Genomic DNA, 25,685 nt, shown 5'->3' with positions numbered 1-25,685 from the left:
TAAATTTAAATGGTCTTAGTACGACTGTAGATAAACAAAAGCTGCCCGGAGATCCCGTGGCAGCTTTTGTCTTTAGATCAATTAACGATGCTGATTCTTCATATTTCCAGCAGCTCGAGCGCATTCAATAGACCTTGCATATACCCAACGGCATGAGCACGCGCGCGATGACCCCATGCCGAATCATTAATGACGCTTGGCACGTGATCGTCCATTAAGAAACCAGTAAATCCCGATTGCTTCAGCTCCCGCAAAACTTCTGCAGGATGATAGTTTCCTTCACCCAGGAAGCACTCTTGAAACTTCGGCATAGTGCCTTGAACATCCCGAAAATGCACATAACAAATTTTATGTCGCGGCCCGAAATATCGAATCATTTCCATGACATTAGCAGCTCCGAAGACCATTTCCGAACAGCAGCCCAGACACAAATTCAATCCCCATGCATCGCTATTGGCTAAAGCCTCTGCTTTCTTGAAGTTCTCCACTTTATAGAAAATTCTAGCCGTTCCATCAAGCATTGCAACCGGCGGATCGTCGGGATGGAGCGCAAGCCGCACACCTGATTGTTCAGCTACAGGAATCACCGCATTTAAGAAATAAGCATAGTTGTCCCACATGACCGCTTCGTCAGGTATTCTCACTTCACGGTTTGAAGCATACTTAACCTGGTTAATGCCGCTCGCCGCAACATCAAGATCGAAAGCCGTGCACATTGCACCTCCACGGCCCGGCTCTGAAGATGTTCTCCAAACAAAATTCGGCATGAAGTGGTGACCGAGTATTGGAATCCCTACACGCCCCAAATGACGGATGATGGTGCAATAGTTCTCGATTTGCTCGTCCCTGCCGGGCAATCCGAGCATAATTTTATCGTAGAAGCGAATGGGGACATTTTCAATGGATTCCAAGAACAATCCATTGTCGTCGCAAGTTTTCTTTAACGCAGATAAATCTTCGTACGCCCAACAATATTCTCCGGGTAGATTTGGGGTATTGAGTTGAACACTCGTTACGCCTAATTGCTTGGCAAAAGTCATGGTTTCATGTGTCAGCTCTTGCATTTGACCTAAGGCAATCCGCATGTTTTGCTTCACACTTCATCACCGTCCGATCCCAATTTGCAATCTTGATTGATTTTGTCTTCGAAACGAGCTCATTTTTATAGTGTACGAGCGTATCTTCATTTCAAGAATGAATTTTTCTTTCGAGCTAATAATGAATTCGATAACATGGAAGTAAATCCCTTTTTAAGCGTGATTAATAAAGCAAACCTCCCCTATGTCGTGCTTAGAAAGAGAAAACGACAGCCATTATACCGGCTGCCGTTACTTTGTGAAACATTAAGTAGTCGAGTTGAGTTAATTTGATGCTTGTTTTAGGGAACTTGAATGAGTTCGACATTTGATATGACCTTGATGGAGCGCCTCATGATACAAGCAGAAATTCAATATCTCTCCGATTGAATCCATTTCAGTGCCGAACAAGCTCAATGGCTTGTCTGTTTTTTCTTCAAAATTCCGGCTTCCGAGTTGCGATTTGATATGCTCCATTTGCCCTTTGAGCAAAGATCCCAACTGCTCCAAACTTGGCGGTTCCACTTCCCAATCAGAAGGTTTTGTTCCGGATTTGAACATGGCTAACTGCTCTTCGGTCAAATGGTGGGACAAACCGACAAAATTATTCAGAAAAAGATCGGTAAAAGCTGCGATATGTCCTAGATGCCAACGGATGGTATTTCTATAGCCTGTCGGCATTTCATCCGCAATCTCATCTGTAATAGAGTCAATTGATTTAATCGTTATCGCTCGAATCACATCTAACTGATTTAATAATTTTTGTGTATTCATTGGAATTCTCCTTAGATATTATAAACTCGCCACAACATAATCGTTTCAACGCAATGATTTCAATGCACCGCTCCATGCGATAACTTGGTCGAGCATTGCGCCAAGTGCAGTTTCTTGATAAGGAGCAGGCTTGAATACGCTAAAGTTCTCAAAATCCGTCATAAGCGAAAGACCTACCTGAGCGCGTACATCAGCAATATGGAGTTCTCCGACGATGAGTCTAAGGTTTTCTATTGCACGTACGCCGCCGGAACCGCCATAGCCGACAAAACCTGCCGCTTTATCCTTCCATTCATGAAACAGAAAATCAATGGCATTCTTTAATGCGCCCGAGGTTGCATGATTATACTCCGGTGTAACGAATACGAATCCGTCAAAGGAATTGATTGTTTGCGACCAAGCCAATGTATGCGGCTTGCTATATTGACCCATTGATGCCGGGATCGGTTCATCAAGCAATGGCAAATTGAAATCTGCAAGATCGACTAGCTCAAACGCTGCGTCCGTGCGTTTGTTTGCAATCGCAGTTACCCAACGGGCTACTGCTTCACCGTTGCGTCCCGGGCGTGTGCTTCCAAGAATAACTCCTATTTTCAACATTGTAATTCCTCCATTTGTATTCATTTGTTGTGGTGCATTTAAGTTCCCCTGCGAATCGTTCTGACTAATTGGACGTCTCCTTAACAGCCGTTCTATAAGACCCGTGGTAGTCACTCCTCTCCTTTAAAAGTAACCCTAAATCTAAATTATTGTATTATTAGGATATTTATATAATATAATTACAATAGTTTGATTGTCAATCGCGTCCAAAAATTGACACCCATAGATCTTATTGTTAGCATACAAATATCCATGATCTCAAAAGATTATTCAGCCTGTGTAAGGAGGATCTAGATTTATGAATTTCAAAGAGGAACAACATGAAGTGGACTTAAGATTGTTACGTATTTTTGCAAAAGCTTACCAAGCTGTATTTAACAATATGGAGAAAGATGTTAATAGGCACAATCTGAGTCCTGAAACCTTTCGGATTATGGAATTGCTCTATAGTAAAGGTCCTCATCCCCTACAAAAAATAAGCGAAAAATTTTCCATACCGAGCGGAAGCATCACTTTTGTCGTTAACAAATTAGTCAAGCAAGGGCTTGTCGAGCGGCAGCCCAACCCTCAAGATGGAAGAGCGAATGATGCCGTACTCACCGAACAAGGTAAGGCTCTATTTGATGAAATTTTCCCGAAACATGTGGATACGATCTCTCAAAATTTTTCTATTTTGAACAACGAAGAGAAAGAGCAGCTCATGGTCTTATTGAAGAAGATAGGAATTGGGTCACAGAAATTACTATGAAAACTCCTGAACGTTCTTTTCTCGATGAATGGACCAGAAGACAGGACAAAAACTTAATAACATAAAAAAACTCCGTACGGTGTACGGAGTTTTTTTATATGTTCTCTAACCTCCGGTTTCCTTCGACTTCGATCCAATTAAATAACCGATAATCGTCGATTCGACCGGAAGCACCACGAGCGTCCACATTTCCTTCAAGCCGAAATCGGGCGAACGAAATTGGTTGGGGATTAGCGTATATACCAGCGCGATGAGAAGAACACCGAGCGTGATCGTCCCAACAATATACAGACGCACATTCTCGCCCGAACCGAAGAATTTGCCGAGGAAGCCGAGCTCCGCTTTTCGCTTATTATTCTCTGCGTTCGCCGCTATGATTTTGCTGGCTACCCGCGGATCTTGAATTTCGATTTTGTTCATGTCGGCCCGACCCCCTCGCCCGAGTAGAACGTAAAGGCCAGTGCCCAGGACGTCGCATCGTAATTAATGGTCACTTCGTAACGAAGCGATAGTTTGCGGTTGTGCAATACGCCGAGCTGGATCATATCTTCATTGCCGATCGGCTTGCCCCGCGGAAAATTGACGCAGGCGATTCGGACTTCGTTGTAACGGACCAACCGGATATCCGTCATGAAGTCATTCCGTTCCGATTCATGTTCAATGCAGAACACGAACGTGAGCGGATCGTTCTCTTCCGACAGCACGATTTCAATCGGATTCATATCGTAGGCGAGTATGCGGCCATGATAGACGGCTTCGAACCCGCCGGACGTTATTCTCATCGTTATCCCTCCGCGACAATTTGTCATCGAACAAGCTCATTATTATAGTGTACGAGCAGGTGCGAGAGTTCATGTCTATCAATCCATGCGTGGCCGAATCCGGATTCGGAAAGCCGTCGCGGATCAATCACAGTTCGGGGTATAACCTACTTGCCGAAACATCATAATAATATGAGTTATTTTCTTGGATAGGTGGAATGCTGTGTGCTTCCGGATTTACATAAGGCTTTGAAAGAGAGTATAAAATCCGACGACTTTCTGCAAACAACCTTACCTATAAACGACACATGCATTTATTTTTCTTACTATAAAACGCTAATCAGCCATGAGCAATTTCACCACGATGTGCTCTCTTATATTCAAGTCTCAACCTGCGAAATCGATGACTTGCACAAATTAAAAGCGTTGATTCCAATAGAAGAAATCAAAATTTCTTCTAACCTTCAGGAAATTTTACATTGTGTGGCTCGAGGTGCCATTTTTCTACAGTTGGATCAGGCTCTCCATGAAGGACTTATTGTAGATATCGCGGATTTATACCAAGGCCATCGTAAAAATAACGAAACGGAGAACGAATACAGCGTCATCGGACCTAAGGTCGGTTTTGTTGAAAATATAGATACGAACTTGTCTTTGCTTCGCAGAGGGCTTGGATCCGAGAAACTCATATTCGAGGAACACATCATCGGTTCTCTTTCAAGTACGAGAATCGTAATCGTTTATTTGGACGGGATCACCAATCCTCAGCATGTCAATACGGCAAGACAGAGGCTCTTGGATCTGGATTTTGATGTGTTGTTTGAGACTTCTCTTCTGGAGCAGCTTATTGCCGACAATTCGAACACCCCCTTCCCTTTATTTATGTCCAGCGAACGCTTGGACAGAATCATGTATTCATTGATAAACGGAGAAATCGCCCTTGTGTGCGACGGTTCTCCGTTAGTCATGACGGGACCCTCCTCCTTTTTTAGCTTTATAATTTCTCCAGAAGACTATTATTTGCCATGGATTACGGGTTCGTTCTTTCGTCTCATCCGTTATTTCGGAATTGCATTTTCCATTCTGGCTACCTCTATTTATGTTGCGATTCTAACCTTCCATTACACCGTCATTCCCAGGGATCTGTTAGGTCCAATTATCGAATCGCGAACGAACGTTCCTTTCCCTCCGTTGCTGGAAGTGCTGTTCTTGGAAATAACCATCGAGCTGCTTCGCGAAGCCGGATCCAGATTGCCTACGAAGGTCAGTCAAACACTGGGTGTCGTTGGGGGGATCATACTTGGTCAAGCTGCGGTCCAAGCCGGTTTAACGAGCAATATTCTACTCATCATCGTGTCTTTATCGGCATTGGCTTCCTTTACCACGCCGATCTTTAAAATCTCGAATACGATACGTTTTTTGCGTTTTCCGTTGATTGTCCTTGCAGCATTAAGCGGCGGTTTAGGTATTATGATCGGGATAATGTTTATATTAGCTCATTTGTTGCGCCTGAAATCGCTCGGCATGCCGTATCTCGTGCCTATATTTCCTTTTCGTCCTAATAGCTTCAAGGACAGTTTTGTCCGCTCTACCTTCCCGCTTTTAGCGAATCGATTTCCTGGTACTCGTCCGATTTCGAAAAAAAGATTTTCCGCCCCTAAAAAGAAAGATGTCGGCGACGACTTCAAGAACGAATAGCTTTGCTTGCAAAGGAGTATGAAACATGAAATGGACTGTCGGGCTTCTTATCTGTTGTTGCCTCAGCCTGTTAATATCAGGCTGTGCGCAAGAACAAATCGTAGATCGGATTAATATCATCCAAAGCTTGGGAGTAGATATCGAAGATGAGACGATTAAACTAAGCGCTTCTTATCCATCCTATATCAAAGCTTCCAAGGATCAAGACAGAGTCCCGATCATTGCGGAGTCGAAAATCATGTTCGGGACGATTACGGACCTCATGACCAAGGCTTCTCAACCGAACGAAATAGGTCAAGTGCGCACCTTACTTATTAGCGAAGCATTCGCTAGGGAAAATATCTCCGAACTTGCCGAGATTATCAATCTGGAATTCATTAAAAGCAGCAACTCCATTCTTGTTATGACAAAGCAGCAAGCAAGCTCGATCCTCGCCGAAGTCTCAAAGAAAACGCCTTATTTCTTAGCGGAGCTTATCGAACAAAACATGAAGCAAGGGAACACGCCGAGGACGAACTATCATACCTTCCTCAATCAATATTACGGAGCAGGCCAGGATGTTTATTTACCCGTTATCAAACAAGATCACGGCTTAGTGCAAACGGATGGGCTTGTCGTCTTTAAGGGAGACGAATTGAAGCTTTGGCTAACCAACGAAGAAGGACTTTATGTAAAACTGCTTAATGATAAAAAGCTCACTGGCGAATATAATTTCGCAACTCGTCCCAAAGAAAGATATTCCTTTGTCATCCTTCACGGAAAAAGCAAAATAGACGTCACACAAAATGGTAAAGCAGTGGTATCCCTTCATTTATCCATAGCGCTAAGAGAATTTCCGAAAACGTATAACAGTCGGAATCAAGCCGACTTACAAAAGGTTAAAAAGCAAATCGAAGATCGATTATCATCGGAAATAAACATGATGCTGCTCCGGTTACAAAAGAACAACGTCGATCCGATCGGCTTCGGAGAGCAATACAGGTGGCAGCATAGAACGTTTAACGAGAAGGAATTTGATGAGGATATCTATCCGAGGCTCGATTTCGATGTGAAAACGAAGATCGTAATTTTACATACAGGGGTTGGGCAGTAGTGCTAAATCAAGTAAAGGACAATCATGCCATTTCTGGGTACTTCGTATTTTTCTTAATCGGCACCTGCCAAGCTGCCAATTATATTTTCAATTTTCAAAGCCTTGTTGCCGTTCATGCCGGACAAAACTCATGGATATCGATATTGCTAATGGGTTTGAGCCTGCATCTCATCATTTGGATGATGTATAACATGCTCGGCAATCCTTCCAAGGACGTCATTGACTTGCATCGTAGGATTTTCGGTAAAATCATAGGCAATGCCATTTCGCTGTTATTAATCGGGTATTTCTTCACCATGGCGCTTTACTTCTTCAGAATTTACATTGAAGTCATTCAAGTGTGGGTATTTCCGACCTTTCGAACATGGGCGATGGCGGGGTTCTTTATTAGCTTAATCTTTTATATTGTATCCGGTGGATTCAGAGTTGTCGCGGGGTTCAGCTTTTTTAACGTAGCTTTGATCCCAATGCTCCTATTGCTCTATTTCCCGATTCGACAAGGCAGTCTCCATCATTTAATGCCATTAATCAATCATTCCATGGTTGATATACTGAAAGGCTCTAAGTCGTCCGGCTTCATTTTCTTCGGATTTGAAGCGATGCTTATTTATTTTCCTTTCTTGAAAAAGGCAGAAAAAAACGCGAAATGGGCTCATTTCGCCTTACTGTACGCGACCCTCAAATATACGTTAGTCATTGTGGTGACCTTCATGTATTTTAGAACGGGTCTGCTGCTGCAGACGCAATGGCCCACTTTGGCGATGTCGAAAATCATCGAGCTGTCCTTCTTTGCAAGGTTCGAGTATCTCTATATTTTCATGTGGCTCTTGGTCATCATTCCGACCATATGCATCCCGATTTGGTGTTGTACTAGAATTATGAAAAGAGTTGCGGCGTGTAATCCCCGCCTATCTTTACCTTTTATACTGGCAGCGTTGTTTATCGGCTCGCTTTTGTTTAATGAACGAACGAAGATCGATGCATACGGAAAAATTATCCATGAAATCGGATTGTATTTCATCTTCGCCTACATCCCGTTATTATTTGTTATCAGTTACTTTGAGACCCGCGTCAGACGCCCTGTTTGAGTCTTAAAGGCGACATTAATGCGATCCCATCCGTTGACTGAAACGATCAAGAAGCTCAAGTCCGAGATTTCTTCCTCGGAAAATTGCTCCCGAACACGATCATAAACTTCGTCAGGCACGCCTTGTTCAGGTAAATGGGTTAGGATATCGGTCCATGTCAGAGCGGCCCGTTCCCGCGGAGTAAACAAAGCCGATTCCCGCCAAGTTGAAATGTCATTCATCCGCAGCTCGCTCTCTCCATGGATCGCAGCTTGTTTGACGTGCAAATCCAGGCAAAAATCGCACCCATTTAGTTGAGAAATCCTTATCGAAACGAGATCGATTAATTTCTCATCCATTGTGCTTTCAGCCAAGGCGTAGGTGAAAGCCAAGAACTTTTTGAAGAGATTGGGTGATCGCTGAGCGAAATTTACACGTTGTGACATGACTGCTATGCCTCGCTTTACTGAAATTTTATATTATTACTAAACGGCTTAGTGAGCCAGCACGGACAAGCCGTTGATATGCGTTAGATAGCGTACGTCGCTCGCTTTTTTCATCAAGGTTGCCGGCAAGCCCTTCAGTTCGATGCCGCTTTCGCCGATCCAGCCGATGCCGTCCTTTCGTCCCAAGCTGGCAAGCGAACCGGAGTTGATCGGCTCGAACGCCGCCATCTTGACGCCATTAAAGTATGCATGCAAATTGTCGCCGACAAGCTCGCCCATTTGCCAAGCCAGCTGTGCAGTTGGCGGGTACGGTTGCCCGTCCGGCCCGAAGACGACGGCGCAGTCCCCAGCAAGGAATACGTCCGGGTGCGAGACAGATTGCAGGAATTCGTTAACCGTCGCACGGCCTCGGTTAACCTCGATTCCGCAATTTGCCACAAGAGAGATGCCTTGCACGCCGCCCGTCCAAAGGAGCGTGCTCGTTTCGATAGCCCGGCCGTCACTCAAGCTGACCGTCGAACCATTCACTTCCGTGATCGTAATCCCCGTTATAAATTGAACGCCGCGAGCTTCGAGACTCGTTACCGCGCGCTCGATCAGGTCCGCTGAGAAGGTCGAGAGAACGGTCGATCTTCCTTCGACAACGTACAAGGAAACGTCTGTGAAGTCGACGCCGTACTTGCGGCAAATGCGCGGGAGCTCGTCCGCAAGCTCACCGACAAGTTCGACGCCTGTCAAGCCGCCGCCGCCGATCATGAAAGTCGCATCTGCTTTGTTTTTCGTTTTCGCGTATGCGGCGATTTTTTCATTGACGTGACCGAAAATCCGGTTCGCGTCTTCCACGGATTTCAGCGTGAAGCTATTTTCCTGCAGTCCCGGAATGCCGAAGTAGTTCGTTTCACTGCCGAGTGCTAGCACGAGCGCGTCGTACCCATATGAAGCGCCGTTGTCCAGAAGGACTTTGCGGCTTTCTGGATCGATCGCGGACACTGTGCCGATCTTCAGATCGATACTTTTCCCTTTGAATAGACTTGCGAGCGGCAACGAGACGGCTTTCTCGGCGAGATTACCTACCGCCAGACGATGAAGCTCCGTAATGATTTGGTGCGATTCATACCGGTTAATGACCGTAATCGTTGCTTCCTCCGCCGAAAAATGTTCGCGAGCGGAAAGCGCGCTGAGAAGGCCGCCGTAGCCCGCACCTAAAATAATAATTTGCTTGCTCATATACTCGTCCTCCTATTTATTATTTTCTTCTTTCGCCCAGTACATCCAAGTACGCTTTACTGAAGCGCAGCATCCGTTGAAGCTCAGGATCTTTCAACAGTCTAAGCATACCGAACAGGCCAATCGTGGACGCGTCTTGTTCTATACGATCGCTTGCTTCGATAGCAGCCGATGCATAATGCTTTGCTTTTTCTTCGATCGGCTTCACGACTTCCTTGACGGCGCCCACCGTGTCGTGAATGAGCACGCGGTCTCCCGCTACTTTCGTTGCCAAATCGTATGTCTTCGTCAGCAGCGTCGTCATCTCGACGAGCTTCGGCAAGTGAAGAACCAGCTGCTCCAAAGCTTCTTCGACTTCCGGCTTTAACAATTTATCCAGTAAGTCGGTCCGCTCGGCATGCAAATCAGATTTGTTTGGTTCGTGAATGGTTGTTTCCAACATTTCAAATCTCCTCCTTATTCCTGATCCATTTCCCGAACCTTCCATGTGAAAAACTTCACATAATAACCCAGAGTACTCCATCTTTGTAATCAGTTGTTATATGTCACGCTATTTGAATTTCATGAAAAGCAACAAACGAAAGAACGAACAGCAAGGAAACAAGCACGCTTTGAAATCATTCATTGTTGTCCCCCCTTTGCTATTGATACTAATAAGACGATTTACGAGCTCGATGTGTGACAAGTCGATAGCAATAGAAACACGCCAATAATGGGACCTACACCTATGATAATGTCCACGCTGGGCATATAAAGACAAACAAAGAACCCTACATAGGGTTCTCTGTTATTAGAAATCAATATGCATACATTCTTCGGGAAGGAGTAACCATCAGCTAGTTAGCTCAAACCTGCTTTCGTCAATCCGTATGCCTCATCGGCTGAACCTGGCACACTTTTGAAGCCGATGCTTATGCGATTCCAAGCATTTATGGCCATAATGGAGAAGGTCAGGTCCGATATTTCTTTCTCCGATAAATGTTCGCGAACTTGGTCATACACCTCATCGGTCACGCCATGTTCCGGGATCTTGGTCAGCACCTCGGTCCAAGTCAACGCTGCGCGTTCACGCGGACTAAACAGCGGCGATTCCCGCCAAATTGTAAGGTGATACAGACGAAGCTCTCTTTCGCCGTGGATCTTGGCTTCCTTGGAATGCATATCCACGCAGAAACCGCAGCCATTCATCTGCGATGCTCGGAGGTGAACCAGATCGAGGGTGCTCCTTTCAATCGAGCTATCCTTCTCAGCACCGCTAAGCGCAATGAGCCTTTTGAAAAACTCCGGCGATTGCTGCATATAATTCACCCGTTGAGTCATACGTATAACCTTCTTTCATCGTTATGGAAGTTATCAGAACGAACTTCGTTCATCGATCGGCAGCCATCCGTCTCATGGCTTATAATTCGCAACTCCCACTCGTTTAATTCTCCTCATTTATCAAGCTTGGGGCAAGCTGAGATCCAGTTTAATTATCTACTCGTTGAGCATCAAAATCGCAAATAAAGAGGCGGGACGAATAATCGTCCCACCTAGGGATGCAAGGATAATGCTAATCTGCGGATAAGCTCGGCCTGCGTAAAAGGTTTCTTCCTCCCCCAACGCTTTACGCGCACGAGGTAAGGGCTTGACGGGTTCTTTCGATGATAGAAGCCGGGAACGCGCATGACGCGGGCGAGGTCCGTGATTTTGGGGTCGGAGTTGAACTTACGGACGAGTGCTCGCTGAATGGGGACGAACCAGCCGATCGATCCTTTTCGGATCGCCCAGTAGATGTGAAAGCCGTTTTTGGTTTCGACGATCATCGAGCCGCGAATGAGCTTTCGGTGTCTAACTAGAAACTTCCGTTTAAGTTGCCACACTCTTCGCTTGCCTCGTTGGGCAAGCAGCAGGTAAAGTCCTTGCTTGGTCGGTGTCACACTGATGGATTCGATCTGTTCCAGCGGATCCGATTGCAGCTCCAGTTTACGGCGCTCCGCCTCATCTCTCGTTTGCAGCAGCTCGGAGATCTTGTTAAGGTCGACGTCTATGAAGTGAGCGCGAACCCCCTGGAAGTCGCCTCTAGCCTGCTCCCGGTAATTGACGGTCATGAATACCGCATATCCTTCGACGTTTTTGCGGAGCAGCCGAATAGGCCGCTTAGTTCGAGTCAGGAGCGTAATCCGGGGCAGCTGGCGTTCAATCTGCTTCATCGGCATATGCAGCGTCATCGCCCTAGTCTTGCTCTGCGAAGTGGGCTGAGCCGGTTTGCGTGCCAACGTATCGTGGACTAGCGTAAAATGTAACGTTTGGCTTTTTTTGCAGCCGAGCTTAATCATAAAACGCCGGAATTGACGGGAACGCAACTGCATGCGGCGGCTGGCATGCAGGGTCAAAAGCTGCTCCACTCCATCACATCCTCTATATAGGCTGACATCACACGTTGCATTCTCATAAAACAATCTTATTCTGCCAAGATTCCTTTCGTGCGCTTACTCCTATCCGCAGCAGCCTCAAACTTATGATAACTTTGCCAATTATTCAACTGAGCAATAGGATCCTTTCAACTTCTTGGAAATAGATCTTAATTTATGTAAATTTATGTTAATTACTAGATTGTCCAAACGAACAATCGCATGCAAGAATACGCTATTTCAGAATAAAAAATAGGGGGACTGCAATCGTGCCAACGTTATATACACAAGCAGGAGATAACGCTATTAACGCAATCGACACCGATTCAAATCAGGTAATAGCCATCATTCCGGTCGGTGGATTTGTTTTTAAATTCAACGCAGACGCAAGCATACTCTACGCGATTAGTCCTGGCCCGTCAGGCGTATTTTCCAAAGTCGATACAACTACCAACACCATTCTCGGCCTCTTGCCATCCGGCAGCGATTTGCGCGATTTCGTCATGAATTTATATGGTACTCGGGCTTACATCATCGATAATGATGCCCAATCCTTGCTTGTCGTTGATACACTTACGCTTGGTGTGGTAACAATAATTAATCTTCCGAGTCCTGATGCGAAGAAATTATTCCTTTCTCCGGATGGTTCAAAGCTCTTGGTCATTTATTTATCAACAATGTTCATTGACGTCATTGATACCAAGACCAACTCCGTTTTGACTCCCATAACTTTTGATGGCAACCCCATATCGCTTACGTATTCGCCTGACGGAACACGTATTTACGTTACGCTTTATCGTTCCGGCGGTGCGATCGCCATTATAGATGCCTTAACATTCAATCCTATTTCCTTGGTTTTATATGCCTCAACCCTCGGTGACATTGAAATTCATTCCAATTATTTCTATGTGGGAGCAGGTGTGTTTACACTTGTCTTCAACTTGCTCACGAACACTTTCGTTGCTCCTCTTTTCAAAGCGGGAACACGGTTTATTTTCTCACCGGATGGAACACGATTATATGCCTCCCACTATCCCTACGAACGCGGACTCTCCTCCTTCAGTCTCGCGACGAACACGCTTCTCGCAACGAATCCAGGTGATCCGGCAATCATACCCTATCTGGTTGTCACACCGGACGGTTCCCGCATCTATTACTCCATCAATGGCGTAAACCGGATCAACATCGTCGAAACTGCATCCTTCACCGATATGGGCTATATTGCTATTGATGGTAATGGGGGAGCCCTCGCCATGAAACCAGACCAACCGAGCCTTGAGAAAATACGCTCAACCGGCGTGTTAACGAACAATTCGAACAACGATGTGACGATTGAATTTCTAAATAATGACCCCGCTCAAGTCGCTCGTATCCAATATTATGGCTTCAGCATCATGGATAACGGACTGAAGGCCCCTTTCATGGGCGAAATTTTGACGTTAGAGCCGTTTGTTTCGGCTACGCGATCTTTTCCCGTTCCGGAACGGTTCGAGATTCAAATCGGGATTCAATATTCCAATGCCGTGTTGTCTACGCTTCATTACTTTCATAACGATGTAAATACCGTGATCTTGGATAGCGAATTATCGCCGATAGCGAAACTGACTTTCTTGAATTAAAAGGACTCCCGTGAGGGAGCCCTTTATTCGTTAATGGAACGTTACTATGAGTTAAAACGTATTGTATATATTTTCACATTCTTGCCCTGTCGGCTCATAGAAACAGTGCTTCTTCCATCGTCCTGCGAACGGCTGATTATACCAAGTTGCCGGACATGGCCCCGGATTATCGAACGACCCTGGACGGAAATACCATAGTGAGAATTTACCCGGCCAATTCCGCTCCCCATTCACAGCACGTTGCGCGAGACGCCGTTCCCTATCTCTTGCGCCTTGATAGTACAAACCATGCTGCAACGCTTCGAACGCATGCGGCTGATTGATCATTTGGGGAATAGTCCGGAGGTCTTTAAAATCAGAGCAATTCGCTCTTATTCGGTTAATGCCAACATTTCCAACAAGGAGCATGCCCATCTCGCCTTCGGTCTCGGCTTCTGCCCGAAGTAACCTTGCGAGCATATCAATGTCCTGTTGTCTGGCTTTTACGACTCCCATCGGCTCACCTCTTTAGATTTCTAGACTCATCATATTGTAAGCGAAGCGGAAGTGTTACTCCGGTACATTAGCCAAGAACGATTTCGATGACGTTCCCTTTAACCGTACGTAGATCAGCAAAGCTATATAGCCAATCAAGCCGCCGCTTGAGTTTAGAATGAGATCGTCGACATCGAATCTTCCGATATCGAACAGGACTTGCGCGCTTTCCAGACATAAACTCAAACCGAATGATCGAATGAAAGCGCTGGAAATAGATATACCTTTGTTCTGGGACATCAAGCCGAGAAAATAACCGAACGGAATGAAGATCGCGATATTCCCAAACAAATTAATAAGATTGTGGCTCGATTGGACATGAATAGCACTGGTTATTTCTTTAAAGGGAATGAGATTCCCGCTAAGCAAACGACTGCTTACATATGCAGGGCTAGTCATGCTCTCTTTAAGTTGAGACCATAGAAATGTGAAGTCGATTGGGCCGAACTTAAACAAAATAATTTTGAATAAAGCGTACATATATAAAACAAACAACCCGTGGATGATCATATCGTTCCCTGTCTTATTTTCCATTACCCTTCCTCCTCCTTATCGTTCACTAAAGGATAAGGCAAATTTGTTAAGACGAAGTGGGGGTAAACATAAAATGTTTCTTAAATGCCGTTAAATAAAAAAAGTCCGCGACTTCGCGGACTTGCCCGGACTACTCATCCCACCTGGAATGAAGCACGCTATGGCAAAAATTGGGCCTTTTGTACCCCGGAAGAAGCAGCTCGCACACGTCGGCGTTAATAGTGCCGTATGTCGTTTCCGGTTTGTGTTTGAAGCCCTCCAAAAAAGTATGTAATATCTTATGCTTGAAGCTGTTCCGGGGAAAAGCCTCGACGATTTGCCGACGCGCTTCTGATGAGATGAGATCGAAGTTCTTCCCCACTACGTCATATCCCACGCCAAAATTCATAAGGGCCACTTCTGCTTCCTTATATTCCACGATTCCTATCGTAGTATGAAGGGCTACTGCATCCCAAACTAATCGAATGTAATCTTCCGGAAGACCGCGACTTTTAAGGAAATCGCGGGCAGCATTCGCTCCATCGACCTCAAAGCGTTTATCATCGCTTCGGAATGCGGGGGTAAGGCCAATATCATGAAAGAGTGAACTGATATATAGCAATTCGGGATCGTATTTGATTTGCCTCTGATTGCCATTCATAGCTGCAAACAAAAACACCCGGTTGGAATGGTTCCACAACAAATCGTCGCCATGCTCGCGCAATAATTCAGCTGCCTCAAGAGCTAGTTTACTATCGGGAATTTTAATATCTGCGATAAAATTCGACATCTGTACCTTCCCCTTTACTCGATCGTTGAAATACGAATGCATGCACTTGGCTATTGTTACCTCTAATCATAATTGAATCCAACCATCTGAACCTGTTGTATCTAGTGTCCATGTTTTGTCTTGAACGACGGTGTAGATGCCCTCCTTTGAGAGAGACCACGTAAATCCATTTTGCTTACCACTTTTCTCATCATCGACGGGTTTCCAATGGTCTCCTCCATCAATGGTCAGATAGATTAATGAGGAGGACAGCTCTGTATTCGTAACTAGAATTCCGTCTTGACTAGTAAGGAATAAAGGTGGATAGACGAACAGTTGAGTTGCTTTGAATTTGGCAGGCACTTCAACAGTCTGCTCTTTCCAACTTATACCTCCATCAATTGTTAGGTATAGACCTAGTTTTCCTTGCCATGGTGCATTAGTCGTTATCCAACCTTTTGACTCCGTTATAAACACAATTCCTGATTTCACACCACCCGGGAGTGAACTATTAGCATCGCTTGATTGAACAACCTTCAACCATGTTTTACCACCATCACTCGTTTTGCTCAGGACCATATCCTCCCGGTGCATCCCATAGAAACTGTATTCCGCCTTCCATCCCAACTGCTCATTCAAAAAGAAGGTTTCTTCGCGTTCAGTTACGGGAGTTACGGGATTCTCCTCTCCAGCTTCAGAATTAATGGATTGATCTGTTATTTTCGACACGCGATGGCTTGATTGGCATCCTGATAACAAGGCAACCGCCAGGGCTGCCACAACCAATATGGCTAAAGCTCTATTCATTATGGTGACTCCCTTATGTCACTTTAGTACGTTGCCTTTTCGCCTTTATAGTGTACGAAGCCGTAGCTCATAAAAATATTGCACACTTGGATGCTTTAACTTTATCTTCTCGCTCATGTTTAAAATCCGCTTCTTGCCAACCCGTCTGTCCACTAAAGCTAGAATATTTAATAGGATGTCCTTGCTCTCTAAGCTCTCTTCTATAGGACGGGCTAGAAACTTATTAGCTTCTACCGTAAAGTTTGATTTACTTAATGCTGCCTGTGCTGACAGAAGCTCTTTTGCAAGTTCCGATATTTTTCTGCCTCTTGCGATTACTTTTAGGCGATCCTCCGGAATTACTCCTTTGGCTTCATTTCTGATCGCTTCGATTTCTTCATTAGAAATAGGAATTTGCATGTCAGAATCGTTCTTAATTTCCAGATCCGTCTGATACCATTTGATTATCGAAGTGCCATCACTCATATTAAGGACGTTCTTTTTATCTACCGTAATATAACAATGTCCTGCTTTATCGGGTAAATAACGATAGCTGGTTGCGCGGTATTCAACCCTACCCATTAATGCAGGACTGAGAAAACTCTCCAGTTGTTGCTTCAATTTGCTCCAAGACATATAATCCTCCGGTCTATGCTACAGTCAAGATGATAGGCTGATGCTTTGTAATGATGATTGTGTGCTCATGTTGTGCCGCAAAACTATTGTCTGGCACACATAACGTCCATCCGTCTCGCTGTTCAACGGTATATTCGGCACCGGTAGATAAAAAAGGTTCGACGGTAATGACCATGCCCTCTTTCAATACACGTTTATCATGCTTGTTGTAAAAGGGAAGGATCTCTTTAGGATTCTCGTGCAGGGATTTGCCAATACCGTGACTGCACAGATTCTTAATGACATGATATCCGCCTTTTTCAGCCTCGATTTGGATAATTCTACCTATTTCATTCAGTTTGACTCCATGCTTCAGTGAAGAGATCACCTTCATCATCGTATCGTGCGTGTATTGGCAGAGGCGAGTTAACGATACGTTGTAAGGGGGGATTGTAAACGAGTGCCCTGTATCCGCAAAATAGCCTCCAAGTTCGGCTGAAACATCGATGTTTATTAAATCGCCCGGTTGAATCTTGCGATTACCCGGTATTCCATGGGCGACTTCATGGTTCATGCTGATACACGTGTTGCCAGGGAAATTATAAGTTGATTTTGGTGCTGGTACTGCTCCATGCTTGTTCAAAAACTGTCCGCCAATTTCATCTAGTTCCTGTGTCGTCATTCCAACACGGACATGACTTTTCATTTCGCTGATTGTCATGGCAACGATCTTCCCAATTTCCTTTAAACCATCGATATCCTTCTGAGAACCAATTGTCATAATATGACCCTCCGTATTAGAGATAACTCCATTTTACCACATAGAAAAAAAACCGCGTAATACGCGGCTTTTAATCCCGTTTGGGTGCCATTTATTAAACGTTAAACATCTTAAAGAGCGGCATAATAGATTTGATCATTCCAAAGCCCATATTTATCATTGGATATGCTTTTCCCATTGATCCCATGATACTCCCTAAACTCCCTAAGCTCCCAAATCCTCCAAAGTTCCCTAAACCTCCAAAGTTCCCTAATCCTCCACCCAGTCCATTTGCTGCATTAGCAACACCGAATCCGCCGGCGCCGGGAAATTTACCACCGCCAAACATTGACCCCAGCATACCGGGAATAAAACTGGAAACTGCTGCTTTACCTACGCGTTTGGAAGGAACCATCTTTGTTTTCCGCGGACTTCGCTGGCCTGATAACGTCAGTTGTCCATTCTTTGTATCTGTGACCCACCCTATATAAGTGCGTCCGTCCTTTAATTCGATATAAACCGGTTGGCCGATCCATTGCTTTGCGGTGTTCCTGGTCATCTTTGATTTTACAGCCATCCATCATCACCTCTTTTCTACAGGTATTACAATCTATTCAAGCACTTGCGAGCCGTTTGTACACATGTGCTGTATTTCAAATCGGACGAGTTTCAAATATCGTGAAAAAAATTACCAATAATTTAGCATTGAGTAATTGGCGAAAGTTTCTTATTTTTAAGAGGCTTTCGTTTTTTTGTTTTGCTAGAAATGACAACTAGATTAGAGGTGGAAGATGAAAAGATCGATTATTGCATTGCTGTCGCTATTGTTCGTACTCTCATTAACTCCTCCGGCTTCCTATGCGGCACCAACAACGATTCAATTATTTCTTGAAGGGAAGAAGCTAAGCTCGGCCGTTGCCCCACGTTTGGTCCATCAGACCACGATGGTGCCGATTCGCGTCATCGCGGAAGGCTTGGGTGTCAATATTACATGGAATAAGAAGAGTCAAATCGCAACACTTTCCAACGATAAGACGACAATCGTGCTGCCGATTAACGGTACCTATGCGATTCTAGGCGGAAAAACGATACGTTTAGAGCAGCCGCCTACCATCATTAATGGGGTAACATTGCTCCCGATTCGTTTTGTCGCAGAGAACCTAGGTCTTGTCGTGAAGTGGGACGCAAACGCTTACGCTGTCTCTTTATGGAGAACGAGCAGCGATGTATCCGGAAGCGACCCCGCGACCGATCCGAGTGTGCCCGTAATCCCTCCGGATCAATATCCTGCGCTCCAATCGATACAATTGGACAACAATCTATTAACGATAGGAACGAGCGGCAGCTTCACTCCTAGCATTTCCGCATCAAATGACCCGGATCGTCTGGTCGTTGATCTGCCGGGTGTAACGTTTAACGGGCCTATTAGTGAGCCGGCCGAGAATACATGGGGTGAAGTGTCGAACATTTCTCCAGGTAGCCCTTATATTTCGAATATCCGATATCAAATGAAAGATTCAGATTCATCGACCATTCAAGTCGTCGTGGCTTTCAAGCAGAGAATGAGTTACCACATTCAAAACACCGGCGATCCTACGAAGCTGGCCATTCGTTTTGATAAGGAGTCGCCGGCAAACCAGGGATCGAAGTCGGCGATTTATATTTATCAATCGCATAATCGGGAATCGTGGATCCCCGAATTACCCGGCATAACGAACCCCGATCTCGCATTCAATGCGACTACAAATGTCGCTATGTTAGGGGCACGGTTGACCGGCGTCCTGCAAGCGTTGGGCGCTGAGGTATATCATACTTCATACGACTACGCATCTATCTATGGAAGCCAGTTCAATTACGCGAAATCATATGTGTATTCGGAGAAGTCAATTACTAATCAACTGGCTTTGCATCCGCAAATTAAATACTTATTCGATATTCATCGTGATACCAGTCCCAGAAGCGAGACGACTGTCAACATTGGCGGCGCGAGCTACGCCAAATTATATTTCGTAATCGGGCTCGAGAATCCGAATTGGAGGCAGAACGATGCCTTCGCCAAAAAAATTCAAACCTTAATCACGGCCAAATATCCAGGTTTGTCCAGAGGAATCTACTACAAAGATAAAAGCGTTGGAAACGGATGGTACAACCAGAACTACTCCCCTTCCAGCGCATTAATCGAAGTCGGTGGAACGGCAAATACACTTGCGGAATCCAATCGAACGATGGATATTTTGGCGCAAGCCATCAACCAAATCCGATTGAGCGGTCAATAATCGGCAAAGGAGCCGATACACGCATTCCATAGTCTTCGTTCCAAAAAAACAACAAAAAAGAGCTGGCATCAGCTCTTTTTTGTTGTTTTTCGCATGATTATGGCAGCTCATAAGGAAGCTTGTATAAACGCCTGCATACTTGAGCGAACGGTCATGGTCTGATACAAATACGTAATCGTCCGCGATGTCGTGATTTCCCTATTGTATATGGAGACCGATGACGTCGTGCCTGCATCCATGAGGTTCGATTCTTTCATGGTACGAATGAAGGTAACATCTGCCGGCGCATGCTCACTGTCGAATATAATGCACCATTCCGCCTTCGCTCTCGCAAGTGCCTTATGCAAAGCGTAGTTGATCGAATGATTGACATAATACAAGATGCGCACCCGAGGGTCGTGGAACGGTTCAACGATCTCTTCGATTTCTTTTTGCGTCGTCAAACTGACAATGATCAATTCGAAATTAGTTTCGTACTGGTCAATGATGTTTCCAAGCGCAGTATGAGCACGAGCCACTTCTCCTGGTTTCACAATGAACAAGGCGCTAAACAGGAGCGGCATGCTTCTCCTAAGGCGCGTTTCATAATGAGCCCTGTGTACCTCGTTCCAGCATAAGCGGTGCTTGGAGATATCGTTTGCGATGTGAGTAGATAAGCTGAACGGAGAGTTAATCCGATACTCCATCAGCTCGATAGGCACGTACTTGATCTCGCAGCAATCGGTCATGCGCAGCCAATAATCGTAGTCCTGAATATATCTAAACCGATATCCGTCCACGAGACGGCAATACTCCGCACGGTGAAGAAAGGCAGGCCCTATGATACAGCCGTCAAGCAGTGCCTCCTTGGGACGATTCTGCCAACTGCGCAGCGTGCGAAGAAACTCCGGCGTATGCGCGGGCTCGCCGTTTTCGAATATTTGATTGAAGCTGCTGTACACGATGCCCACATTGGGCTCCGCCTGATCCATTGCGTTCACTAAAGTGCCCAAAAATGACCGGTAATAGACGTTATCTGTCGATACCCAGGTCAAGTAATCGTAACCTTGGTCCATTAAGATTTCAAATCCGTAATTAAGCGCAAATGCTACGCCTTGATTGATTGGGTAGGAAACGATCTTTACCCGGGGGTCTCCGGTAGTGCACGCCTCGATAAGCGGCAGCAGCTCAGGCGCTCCATCGATGACAATCAGGAAGGTAAAGTTTGGATAAGATTGATTACGCATCGTTTGGATCGCCATCCGGATATGATCTTCATTCTGATAATAAACCGGCATGACAACGCCGACTTTTGCCATTCTAATTCACCTCTTCCATCTATAGTATTCTATGAAAGAGTCACCTTGATCGAGATAGTCAGAGCGCACATTTTATTTGCAAGGAAATTCCATGCTGCCCATTGAAAAATAAAAAGCGCGCTTTACGCAGACTTCATTTGACGGCTATTAATGGTAACCCGTGTCCGCTGAGTTTATTGACCGAGCCCTTCATTATCATAGTTGTTTGGAGTCGCAGGTATCGTTTATTCAATTCCCTTTTTTAGACAAATCGAATAGTTCACTCCGGCGTTCATTCCTCTCCCGTCGATGACAATGCCGTCGACTCCGAGCTTGCCTGCAATCGCAAAATCGGAAGAATAATGAGAATGCCTATAATTAATAGACAAGCGGAAATCAAAAAAGCGACAGACAGAGAAGTCATTTCTGTCACAAGGCCCGCCAAGCTCATCATGACGATCATGGATCCGCAAAAGATAAAGTTCAAAATTCCGGTTACCCGGCCAACGAATTCTTGCTTCGTGTTTTGCATGGTCATGGTAATCGTGCTGATATGGTTGCAGGGTAGTATGAGTCCCAGCAGAAACTTCATAAGAAACGAAAGCCATATCCATTCGGAAAAGCCTAATACAGCTATGGTTACGGCAGCCCCAGCGTTGCCGATGATAAACAGCACTTGCGGAGAAACCTTTTTCGCGAAACCAAGCGTAACAGCACTGCCAATCAGCAGCGCTGCTCCTTCAACAATCAAGAACCACTGCATGTACGTCTCTTTAAGCCCAAGCTGCTCGGTGATGAGAAATATCCAAAGCGGTTCGGTGATACCAATCGCGAACCCGCCTACAATATAAGCTCTGCCGAGCGTCGATAGCGTTTTATTAGCGAGCACGTATTTAAAGCCTTGTTTGATATCCGTCCTTATAGAGGTTGGTTCCTCTTTCACGACGCTGTGGGCAGGCGGCAATTGGAGTAGAACCAACGAAGATATAATGAAAACGGCTCCAGCAACAGCCAGCGAGGTATTGATTCCGTACCTTACATAAACGAACGTACCGATCATCGGACCTAAGATGATAAACATATTGAACAGCGTCTCGTACATGGCCATCCCTGCCTGCATCAGTTCTTCAGGTACGTGCAGCTTGAATAACTTCATGCCGGAAGGCTGTGAGAACTGGGAGAAAATCGATGACATAAACGTTACGAAGAAGATCGCTTTCCAATTGCCGACAACAAGGGTCAGCAGAACGGCAAAAATCGAAAGCGCGCTTAGCAAATCGCACCAAACCATCGTATTCTTCGGACGCCATCTGTCTGCAAACATGCCTCCGATAAACGAAAATAAGATAATCGGTAAATATTCGGCTACTGAGATTAACGAGATCGCAAACGGATCTTTGGTTTGCTCGTACACATAAAGTAAAATGGAGAAATTCCGCACCCAAATGCCGATCTGCAAGAACAAACCCGAAAGCAAGATCACCAGTACTACCCGATTGCTGAACAGCTGTTTCGGACTTGCGTCGGAACTCATGCTCTCACCCTTTCAGCCTCGTCCTGTTAAACTGCACCGCATAGCATAATGGATGTATATTATTACGGGGTAAGTCTTAGTCTATGGATGATGTAGATGCAACGAACCACTTCATCTCATTTGTCCAAGCGCATGGTCTGAAGGTTGATTAACCAAATCTTGAACAAAAAGAGCCCAAGATCATGCTCTCGGGCTCTTCATTATGATTAGGAATCGTATTGCTCGTCACTGACTTTCTCCAGCCATTCAACCGCCTTGCCATCCAGACGTTCTTGAATGGTGATATGGGTCATCGCTGTCGTCTGTGAAGCGCCGTGCCAATGTTTCTCCCCTGGCGGGAACCAAACAACGTCGCCGGGACGAATTTCCTCGATTTGATCTCCCCATCGTTGGACCCGCCCTTGTCCTGCCGTAACAATCAGTGTTTGCCCCAATGGATGCGTATGCCAGGCTGTCCGTGCTCCCGGCTCGAACGTAACGCTGGCTGCTGCTACGCGCGCAGGATCGGCCGTTTCCATCAACGGATCGATACGAACCGTGCCCGTAAAATAGTCTGGGGATCCTTTGCCTGAAGGTTGTGATCCAATTCTTCTGATTTCCATGATCTAATACCTCCTTCGGTTATTTTCCCGCAAATGGCGGAGATTATTTTCTTCCACCACTTCTTGGGGCTTATATTTTATACCCGTCAGATAATAGGGTTCGGAATGTAAGCTCCGCCTCGGCACCGTTTCAAGTAATGCAAGGCATGGACTTGTCCGGTCATCTCCAGTTCGTCCTTGTAAACCGGGTCATGCCAGCCTTCGATATCGATTGTTCCAGTATAGTTCGCCTGCATGAGTATTGTAATAATATCCGACCAATTTGTATCGCCGAAGCCGGGCGTTCGATCCCAAACGAAACGCTTCGGCCCATGAATGCCGAACTCCTTTACGATATCCCAGGCGATCGTAGCGTCTTTACCGTGAACAGAAAACACTTTGTCCACCCATTTGCGCAGCTGCGGAATCGGGTCGATTAACGAATCCATTTGATGAGCGGGTTCCCATAGCAGGCCGATGTTATCCGATGGAATGGCGTTAAACATCATCTCCCAAGCGGTCGGATTATGTGCGATGTTCCAATCTCCCGATGTCCATGTGCCTCCCATTGCGCAATTCTCAAACGCAATCCGAACACCTTTGCCATCTGCTCTGCGAGAAAGCTCTCCGAACACCTCCGTATATTTGGGAATCGAGGCCTCGATGGGTAATCCGGTCAGCCTCCCAGTGAAGCCGGCAACGATGTCCGTCCCAAATAAATGAGCGTGATCGATCAATCGTTCCCAACTGGCCAGCGTATCCGCATTGTCGCCTTCTCCTGTTAGTGGATTTCCGTAAACCCCTACTGAAGAGATGACGAAGCTGTGCTTAGCGGCCAGTTCAACGATTTGTTTTGCAGTTTCTTTAAGATCTACACCGCTTGTTGACTGTCCGAACGAAAGGCTGTAAGACTCGAAACCATGCTGCGCGATTTGAGGTATCACCCGTACGGCGTCTCTGCCGCCGACTATCGTACCAATTCGGAGTTGCTCCCTTGCCATCATAAACACCACTCTGACTTTGAAGTATTTTCTATGGTCAGCCTATCACTGATAAACAGAATTGCCTGTATTCTAGCATAAATAATTGGAACATTCGATAGTGGATTACTTCTTACATAACACATGTAGACTTCTTACTTCACCCAGTGAATTTGTTCACATATCCGATTATAATGATCCAAGCTGTCATGAATGGTAAACGTGCTGGCCGGCTGGTTTCTGGACGAATATTCATAGAGCAGGATTGCGCCATTCTCCAGCTGCCATGCGGTATGTATGCGAATCACCTGTTGCCCTTCAATCAGCACCTCATCGATAATGCTCCGGATAATCACGCTATTTCCCCCATTCGGTGTATGTACAGTCTTTTCGGATAGTTTAACGCATGCGAACCCGTTCACCAATATCTATAGTCGTCGTTTTCACTAACCAAAACTGATATACTACCTGTGTGGAGGCGGTTTCATGAATTATGAGGAATTGAACCGTATTTTGTTTGAATTAACGGAGTTGGAAGTTAAATTAAAAGATAAAACGCTCTCCGATGAAACGATTATAGACCGGATTCTTTCCCCTCCCTTATCGGAGGAAAAGCTCTCCGATCCAAACAACATGGCCCCTTCTCCGTCAATGAATATCACCCATCCGTCCACTTACCACTACACATTAGATGGTGATGTGCTTCGATTGCATGTTACGGGGGAAATCTTCGCCATCTCCAGACACACCCGCTTTGTCCAGATGGTCAAGCACACGCATAACCTATTTGAGATGAATTACATTTATAGCGGTACCTTCTATCAAGAAATTCAAGGAGAACGGTTTGAATTAAATGAAGGGGATTTGATTATCCTCAATAAGAATGTGGAGCATTCCATCGATCGGGTGGGCGAAAATGATATCCTCATCAACTTCTTGGCGAAGAATGAGTTTTTTGACAGTTCCTTCATTTACAACATTCTCGGGGATAATATTCTCGGTAAGACAATCGCTTCAATTATTACGGACACTTCCAGAGAAAAGAACTTTCTATTATTCCATACCTCTAATCATTGGCAGGTCAAACAGACGATCCAGAACATATTGTGCGAGTCCTTCGGCAGTAAACATGCAAACCAAGAGATTATTAAAGCTTATCTGACGATCCTATTCACCAGGCTTCTTGAAAGTGATAGTTACGAATTGTACTTGAACAAAGGCGTTAGAAGATCGAATATTTCTGTCATCGAATTATTAGCCTATATCAATGAACACTATCTGATCACGACATTAGAACAAACCGCTGCGCATTTTCGGTATTCGGCAGAGCATTTAGGCCGGATCATCAAACAAGTGACCGGGAAGACCTTTTCTTCGTTAGTCCAAGAACAAAAGTTTATCCACGCTGCGACACAGCTAAAGCTATCGGATCAAACGATTGAGGAAATTGCCAAAGAAATCGGTTATAACAATTTAACGTTCTTCTACAAAAAATTTTATTCCTTGTACGGCATTACGCCAAAGGAATATCGCAATCTGTCAAAATTGCAAAGATAAC

At 45.3% G+C, this 25,685-nt stretch carries 29 protein-coding genes; 7 read left to right on the top strand and 22 right to left on the bottom strand.

What is annotated here, in order from left to right; all coding sequences use genetic code 11:
* Positions 1-98: 98 nt before the first annotated feature.
* The 3 genes from AC50Y3_RS05115 to AC50Y3_RS05105 all read right to left on the bottom strand — a co-directional run bounded on the left by AC50Y3_RS05115 (position 99) and on the right by AC50Y3_RS05105 (position 2,450).
* A complete protein-coding gene (locus AC50Y3_RS05115; protein ID WP_494817650.1) occupies positions 99-1,097 on the bottom strand; it encodes a mannonate dehydratase in 999 nt (332 codons plus the stop codon).
* Positions 1,098-1,361: 264 nt separating this feature from the next.
* Positions 1,362-1,850, bottom strand: a complete 489-nt coding sequence (locus AC50Y3_RS05110) for a DinB family protein (RefSeq protein WP_494817649.1) — start codon at positions 1,848-1,850, stop codon at positions 1,362-1,364.
* 45 nt (positions 1,851-1,895) lie between these two features.
* Positions 1,896-2,450 carry an NADPH-dependent FMN reductase gene (locus tag AC50Y3_RS05105; protein ID WP_494817648.1) on the bottom strand — a complete coding sequence of 185 codons (555 nt, stop codon included), beginning with the start codon at positions 2,448-2,450 and terminating at the stop codon, positions 1,896-1,898.
* Between the two features lie 298 nt (positions 2,451-2,748).
* Between AC50Y3_RS05105 and AC50Y3_RS05100 the strand changes: the two genes are divergently transcribed.
* Positions 2,749-3,198, top strand: a complete 450-nt coding sequence (locus AC50Y3_RS05100) for a MarR family winged helix-turn-helix transcriptional regulator (RefSeq protein WP_494817647.1) — start codon at positions 2,749-2,751, stop codon at positions 3,196-3,198.
* 105 nt (positions 3,199-3,303) lie between these two features.
* Here the strand turns inward: AC50Y3_RS05100 and AC50Y3_RS05095 are convergent, their stop codons facing one another.
* Complete coding sequence (locus tag AC50Y3_RS05095) at positions 3,304-3,618, bottom strand: hypothetical protein (protein WP_494817646.1); 315 nt, start codon at positions 3,616-3,618, stop codon at positions 3,304-3,306.
* Positions 3,615-3,980, bottom strand: a complete 366-nt coding sequence (locus AC50Y3_RS05090) for a DUF6864 domain-containing function (protein WP_494817645.1) — start codon at positions 3,978-3,980, stop codon at positions 3,615-3,617. The genes AC50Y3_RS05095 and AC50Y3_RS05090 overlap by 4 nt, the downstream gene beginning before the upstream one ends.
* 204 nt (positions 3,981-4,184) lie before the next feature.
* Here AC50Y3_RS05090 and AC50Y3_RS05085 point away from each other — a divergent pair, with 204 nt between their 5' ends.
* Genes AC50Y3_RS05085 through AC50Y3_RS05075 form a run of 3 tightly spaced genes read left to right on the top strand, consistent with a single transcriptional unit; the run spans position 4,185 to position 7,838 of the window.
* Positions 4,185-5,657, top strand: coding sequence for a spore germination protein (locus tag AC50Y3_RS05085; protein ID WP_494817644.1), 1,473 nt, complete (start codon positions 4,185-4,187; stop codon positions 5,655-5,657).
* 25 nt (positions 5,658-5,682) lie between these two features.
* Positions 5,683-6,750, top strand: a complete 1,068-nt coding sequence (locus AC50Y3_RS05080) for a Ger(x)C family spore germination protein (RefSeq protein WP_494817643.1) — start codon at positions 5,683-5,685, stop codon at positions 6,748-6,750.
* On the top strand, positions 6,750-7,838 hold the full coding sequence (locus AC50Y3_RS05075) for a GerAB/ArcD/ProY family transporter (protein ID WP_494817642.1): 1,089 nt from the start codon (positions 6,750-6,752) through the stop codon (positions 7,836-7,838). The genes AC50Y3_RS05080 and AC50Y3_RS05075 overlap by 1 nt, the downstream gene beginning before the upstream one ends.
* On the opposite strand, the gene AC50Y3_RS05070 is transcribed toward AC50Y3_RS05075, so the two are convergent.
* From AC50Y3_RS05070 to AC50Y3_RS05050, 5 genes are all read right to left on the bottom strand, one after another.
* Positions 7,805-8,263 (bottom strand): carboxymuconolactone decarboxylase family protein, encoded by a 459-nt coding sequence (locus AC50Y3_RS05070; RefSeq protein WP_494817641.1) that lies wholly within the window; start codon positions 8,261-8,263, stop codon positions 7,805-7,807. The two genes, AC50Y3_RS05075 and AC50Y3_RS05070, sit on opposite strands and share 34 nt — an antisense overlap.
* A gap of 48 nt (positions 8,264-8,311) precedes the next feature.
* A complete protein-coding gene (locus AC50Y3_RS05065; RefSeq protein ID WP_494817640.1) occupies positions 8,312-9,490 on the bottom strand; it encodes an NAD(P)/FAD-dependent oxidoreductase in 1,179 nt (392 codons plus the stop codon).
* Between the two features lie 19 nt (positions 9,491-9,509).
* Entirely contained in the window at positions 9,510-9,929 is a 420-nt protein-coding gene (locus AC50Y3_RS05060) for a helical membrane plugin domain-containing protein (protein ID WP_494817801.1), read from the bottom strand.
* Between the two features lie 401 nt (positions 9,930-10,330).
* A complete protein-coding gene (locus tag AC50Y3_RS05055) occupies positions 10,331-10,810 on the bottom strand; it encodes a carboxymuconolactone decarboxylase family protein (RefSeq protein ID WP_494817639.1) in 480 nt (159 codons plus the stop codon).
* 212 nt (positions 10,811-11,022) lie between these two features.
* Positions 11,023-11,877 (bottom strand): DNA-primase RepB domain-containing protein, encoded by an 855-nt coding sequence (locus AC50Y3_RS05050; protein ID WP_494817638.1) that lies wholly within the window; start codon positions 11,875-11,877, stop codon positions 11,023-11,025.
* Between the two features lie 275 nt (positions 11,878-12,152).
* On the opposite strand from AC50Y3_RS05050, the gene AC50Y3_RS05045 reads away from it, so the two are divergent.
* Positions 12,153-13,502: a hypothetical protein gene (locus AC50Y3_RS05045; RefSeq protein ID WP_494817637.1), complete on the top strand. Its 1,350-nt coding sequence runs from the start codon at positions 12,153-12,155 to the stop codon at positions 13,500-13,502.
* Positions 13,503-13,553: 51 nt separating this feature from the next.
* Here the strand turns inward: AC50Y3_RS05045 and AC50Y3_RS05040 are convergent, their stop codons facing one another.
* The 7 genes from AC50Y3_RS05040 to AC50Y3_RS05010 all read right to left on the bottom strand — a co-directional run bounded on the left by AC50Y3_RS05040 (position 13,554) and on the right by AC50Y3_RS05010 (position 18,056).
* Positions 13,554-13,997 (bottom strand): cell wall hydrolase, encoded by a 444-nt coding sequence (locus AC50Y3_RS05040; RefSeq protein WP_494817636.1) that lies wholly within the window; start codon positions 13,995-13,997, stop codon positions 13,554-13,556.
* A 54-nt stretch (positions 13,998-14,051) separates the two neighbouring features.
* Entirely contained in the window at positions 14,052-14,570 is a 519-nt protein-coding gene (locus AC50Y3_RS05035) for a VanZ family protein (protein WP_494817635.1), read from the bottom strand.
* 130 nt (positions 14,571-14,700) lie between these two features.
* Positions 14,701-15,339, bottom strand: a complete 639-nt coding sequence (locus AC50Y3_RS05030; protein WP_494817634.1) for an HD domain-containing protein — start codon at positions 15,337-15,339, stop codon at positions 14,701-14,703.
* Positions 15,340-15,405: 66 nt separating this feature from the next.
* Entirely contained in the window at positions 15,406-16,125 is a 720-nt protein-coding gene (locus tag AC50Y3_RS05025; RefSeq protein WP_494817633.1) for a WD40/YVTN/BNR-like repeat-containing protein, read from the bottom strand.
* A 45-nt stretch (positions 16,126-16,170) separates the two neighbouring features.
* Positions 16,171-16,740 carry an SF0329 family protein gene (locus AC50Y3_RS05020; RefSeq protein WP_494817632.1) on the bottom strand — a complete coding sequence of 190 codons (570 nt, stop codon included), beginning with the start codon at positions 16,738-16,740 and terminating at the stop codon, positions 16,171-16,173.
* 13 nt (positions 16,741-16,753) lie between these two features.
* The gene (gene map, locus AC50Y3_RS05015; RefSeq protein WP_494817631.1) at positions 16,754-17,500 is read right to left on the bottom strand and encodes a type I methionyl aminopeptidase; all 747 of its coding nucleotides are present in this window, start codon (positions 17,498-17,500) and stop codon (positions 16,754-16,756) included.
* A gap of 94 nt (positions 17,501-17,594) precedes the next feature.
* Positions 17,595-18,056: a hypothetical protein gene (locus AC50Y3_RS05010; protein WP_494817630.1), complete on the bottom strand. Its 462-nt coding sequence runs from the start codon at positions 18,054-18,056 to the stop codon at positions 17,595-17,597.
* 214 nt (positions 18,057-18,270) lie between these two features.
* Between AC50Y3_RS05010 and spoIIP the strand changes: the two genes are divergently transcribed.
* Complete coding sequence (spoIIP, locus tag AC50Y3_RS05005; RefSeq protein ID WP_494817629.1) at positions 18,271-19,755, top strand: stage II sporulation protein P; 1,485 nt, start codon at positions 18,271-18,273, stop codon at positions 19,753-19,755.
* 107 nt (positions 19,756-19,862) lie between these two features.
* Here spoIIP and AC50Y3_RS05000 read toward each other — a convergent pair whose 3' ends face one another.
* The 5 genes from AC50Y3_RS05000 to AC50Y3_RS04980 form a co-directional block, all read right to left on the bottom strand.
* Entirely contained in the window at positions 19,863-21,053 is a 1,191-nt protein-coding gene (locus AC50Y3_RS05000) for a glycosyltransferase family 2 protein (RefSeq protein ID WP_494817628.1), read from the bottom strand.
* A 271-nt stretch (positions 21,054-21,324) separates the two neighbouring features.
* Complete coding sequence (locus AC50Y3_RS04995) at positions 21,325-22,566, bottom strand: MFS transporter (protein ID WP_494817627.1); 1,242 nt, start codon at positions 22,564-22,566, stop codon at positions 21,325-21,327.
* 206 nt (positions 22,567-22,772) lie between these two features.
* Positions 22,773-23,168 carry a (R)-mandelonitrile lyase gene (locus AC50Y3_RS04990; RefSeq protein WP_494817626.1) on the bottom strand — a complete coding sequence of 132 codons (396 nt, stop codon included), beginning with the start codon at positions 23,166-23,168 and terminating at the stop codon, positions 22,773-22,775.
* Positions 23,169-23,254: 86 nt separating this feature from the next.
* Entirely contained in the window at positions 23,255-24,151 is an 897-nt protein-coding gene (locus AC50Y3_RS04985; protein WP_494817625.1) for a sugar phosphate isomerase/epimerase family protein, read from the bottom strand.
* 131 nt (positions 24,152-24,282) lie between these two features.
* The gene (locus AC50Y3_RS04980; RefSeq protein ID WP_494817624.1) at positions 24,283-24,483 is read right to left on the bottom strand and encodes a hypothetical protein; all 201 of its coding nucleotides are present in this window, start codon (positions 24,481-24,483) and stop codon (positions 24,283-24,285) included.
* A 130-nt stretch (positions 24,484-24,613) separates the two neighbouring features.
* On the opposite strand from AC50Y3_RS04980, the gene AC50Y3_RS04975 reads away from it, so the two are divergent.
* Positions 24,614-25,684 (top strand): AraC family transcriptional regulator, encoded by a 1,071-nt coding sequence (locus AC50Y3_RS04975; RefSeq protein WP_494817623.1) that lies wholly within the window; start codon positions 24,614-24,616, stop codon positions 25,682-25,684.
* Position 25,685 lies beyond the last annotated feature (1 nt).

This window comes from Paenibacillus sp. J22R98, assembly GCF_059383835.1.
This window is presented reverse-complemented; position numbering and strand designations above follow the sequence as displayed.

Excerpts from the sequence above, each read along its gene's own strand:
- AC50Y3_RS05110 (WP_494817649.1), bottom strand. The coding sequence starts at position 1,850 with ATGAATACACAAAAATTATTAAATCAGTTAGATGTGATTCGAGCGATA.
- AC50Y3_RS05105 (WP_494817648.1), bottom strand. The coding sequence starts at position 2,450 with ATGTTGAAAATAGGAGTTATTCTTGGAAGCACACGCCCGGGACGCAAC.
- AC50Y3_RS05100 (WP_494817647.1), top strand. The coding sequence starts at position 2,749 with ATGAATTTCAAAGAGGAACAACATGAAGTGGACTTAAGATTGTTACGT.
- AC50Y3_RS05095 (WP_494817646.1), bottom strand. The coding sequence starts at position 3,618 with ATGAACAAAATCGAAATTCAAGATCCGCGGGTAGCCAGCAAAATCATA.
- AC50Y3_RS05090 (WP_494817645.1), bottom strand. The coding sequence starts at position 3,980 with ATGAGAATAACGTCCGGCGGGTTCGAAGCCGTCTATCATGGCCGCATA.
- AC50Y3_RS05080 (WP_494817643.1), top strand. The coding sequence starts at position 5,683 with ATGAAATGGACTGTCGGGCTTCTTATCTGTTGTTGCCTCAGCCTGTTA.
- AC50Y3_RS05070 (WP_494817641.1), bottom strand. The coding sequence starts at position 8,263 with ATGTCACAACGTGTAAATTTCGCTCAGCGATCACCCAATCTCTTCAAA.
- AC50Y3_RS05065 (WP_494817640.1), bottom strand. The coding sequence starts at position 9,490 with ATGAGCAAGCAAATTATTATTTTAGGTGCGGGCTACGGCGGCCTTCTC.
- AC50Y3_RS05055 (WP_494817639.1), bottom strand. The coding sequence starts at position 10,810 with ATGACTCAACGGGTGAATTATATGCAGCAATCGCCGGAGTTTTTCAAA.
- AC50Y3_RS05040 (WP_494817636.1), bottom strand. The coding sequence starts at position 13,997 with ATGGGAGTCGTAAAAGCCAGACAACAGGACATTGATATGCTCGCAAGG.
- AC50Y3_RS05035 (WP_494817635.1), bottom strand. The coding sequence starts at position 14,570 with ATGGAAAATAAGACAGGGAACGATATGATCATCCACGGGTTGTTTGTT.
- AC50Y3_RS05030 (WP_494817634.1), bottom strand. The coding sequence starts at position 15,339 with ATGTCGAATTTTATCGCAGATATTAAAATTCCCGATAGTAAACTAGCT.
- AC50Y3_RS05025 (WP_494817633.1), bottom strand. The coding sequence starts at position 16,125 with ATGAATAGAGCTTTAGCCATATTGGTTGTGGCAGCCCTGGCGGTTGCC.
- AC50Y3_RS05020 (WP_494817632.1), bottom strand. The coding sequence starts at position 16,740 with ATGTCTTGGAGCAAATTGAAGCAACAACTGGAGAGTTTTCTCAGTCCT.
- map (WP_494817631.1), bottom strand. The coding sequence starts at position 17,500 with ATGACAATTGGTTCTCAGAAGGATATCGATGGTTTAAAGGAAATTGGG.
- AC50Y3_RS05010 (WP_494817630.1), bottom strand. The coding sequence starts at position 18,056 with ATGGCTGTAAAATCAAAGATGACCAGGAACACCGCAAAGCAATGGATC.
- spoIIP (WP_494817629.1), top strand. The coding sequence starts at position 18,271 with ATGAAAAGATCGATTATTGCATTGCTGTCGCTATTGTTCGTACTCTCA.
- AC50Y3_RS05000 (WP_494817628.1), bottom strand. The coding sequence starts at position 21,053 with ATGGCAAAAGTCGGCGTTGTCATGCCGGTTTATTATCAGAATGAAGAT.
- AC50Y3_RS04995 (WP_494817627.1), bottom strand. The coding sequence starts at position 22,566 with ATGAGTTCCGACGCAAGTCCGAAACAGCTGTTCAGCAATCGGGTAGTA.
- AC50Y3_RS04990 (WP_494817626.1), bottom strand. The coding sequence starts at position 23,168 with ATGGAAATCAGAAGAATTGGATCACAACCTTCAGGCAAAGGATCCCCA.
- AC50Y3_RS04985 (WP_494817625.1), bottom strand. The coding sequence starts at position 24,151 with ATGATGGCAAGGGAGCAACTCCGAATTGGTACGATAGTCGGCGGCAGA.
- AC50Y3_RS04975 (WP_494817623.1), top strand. The coding sequence starts at position 24,614 with ATGAATTATGAGGAATTGAACCGTATTTTGTTTGAATTAACGGAGTTG.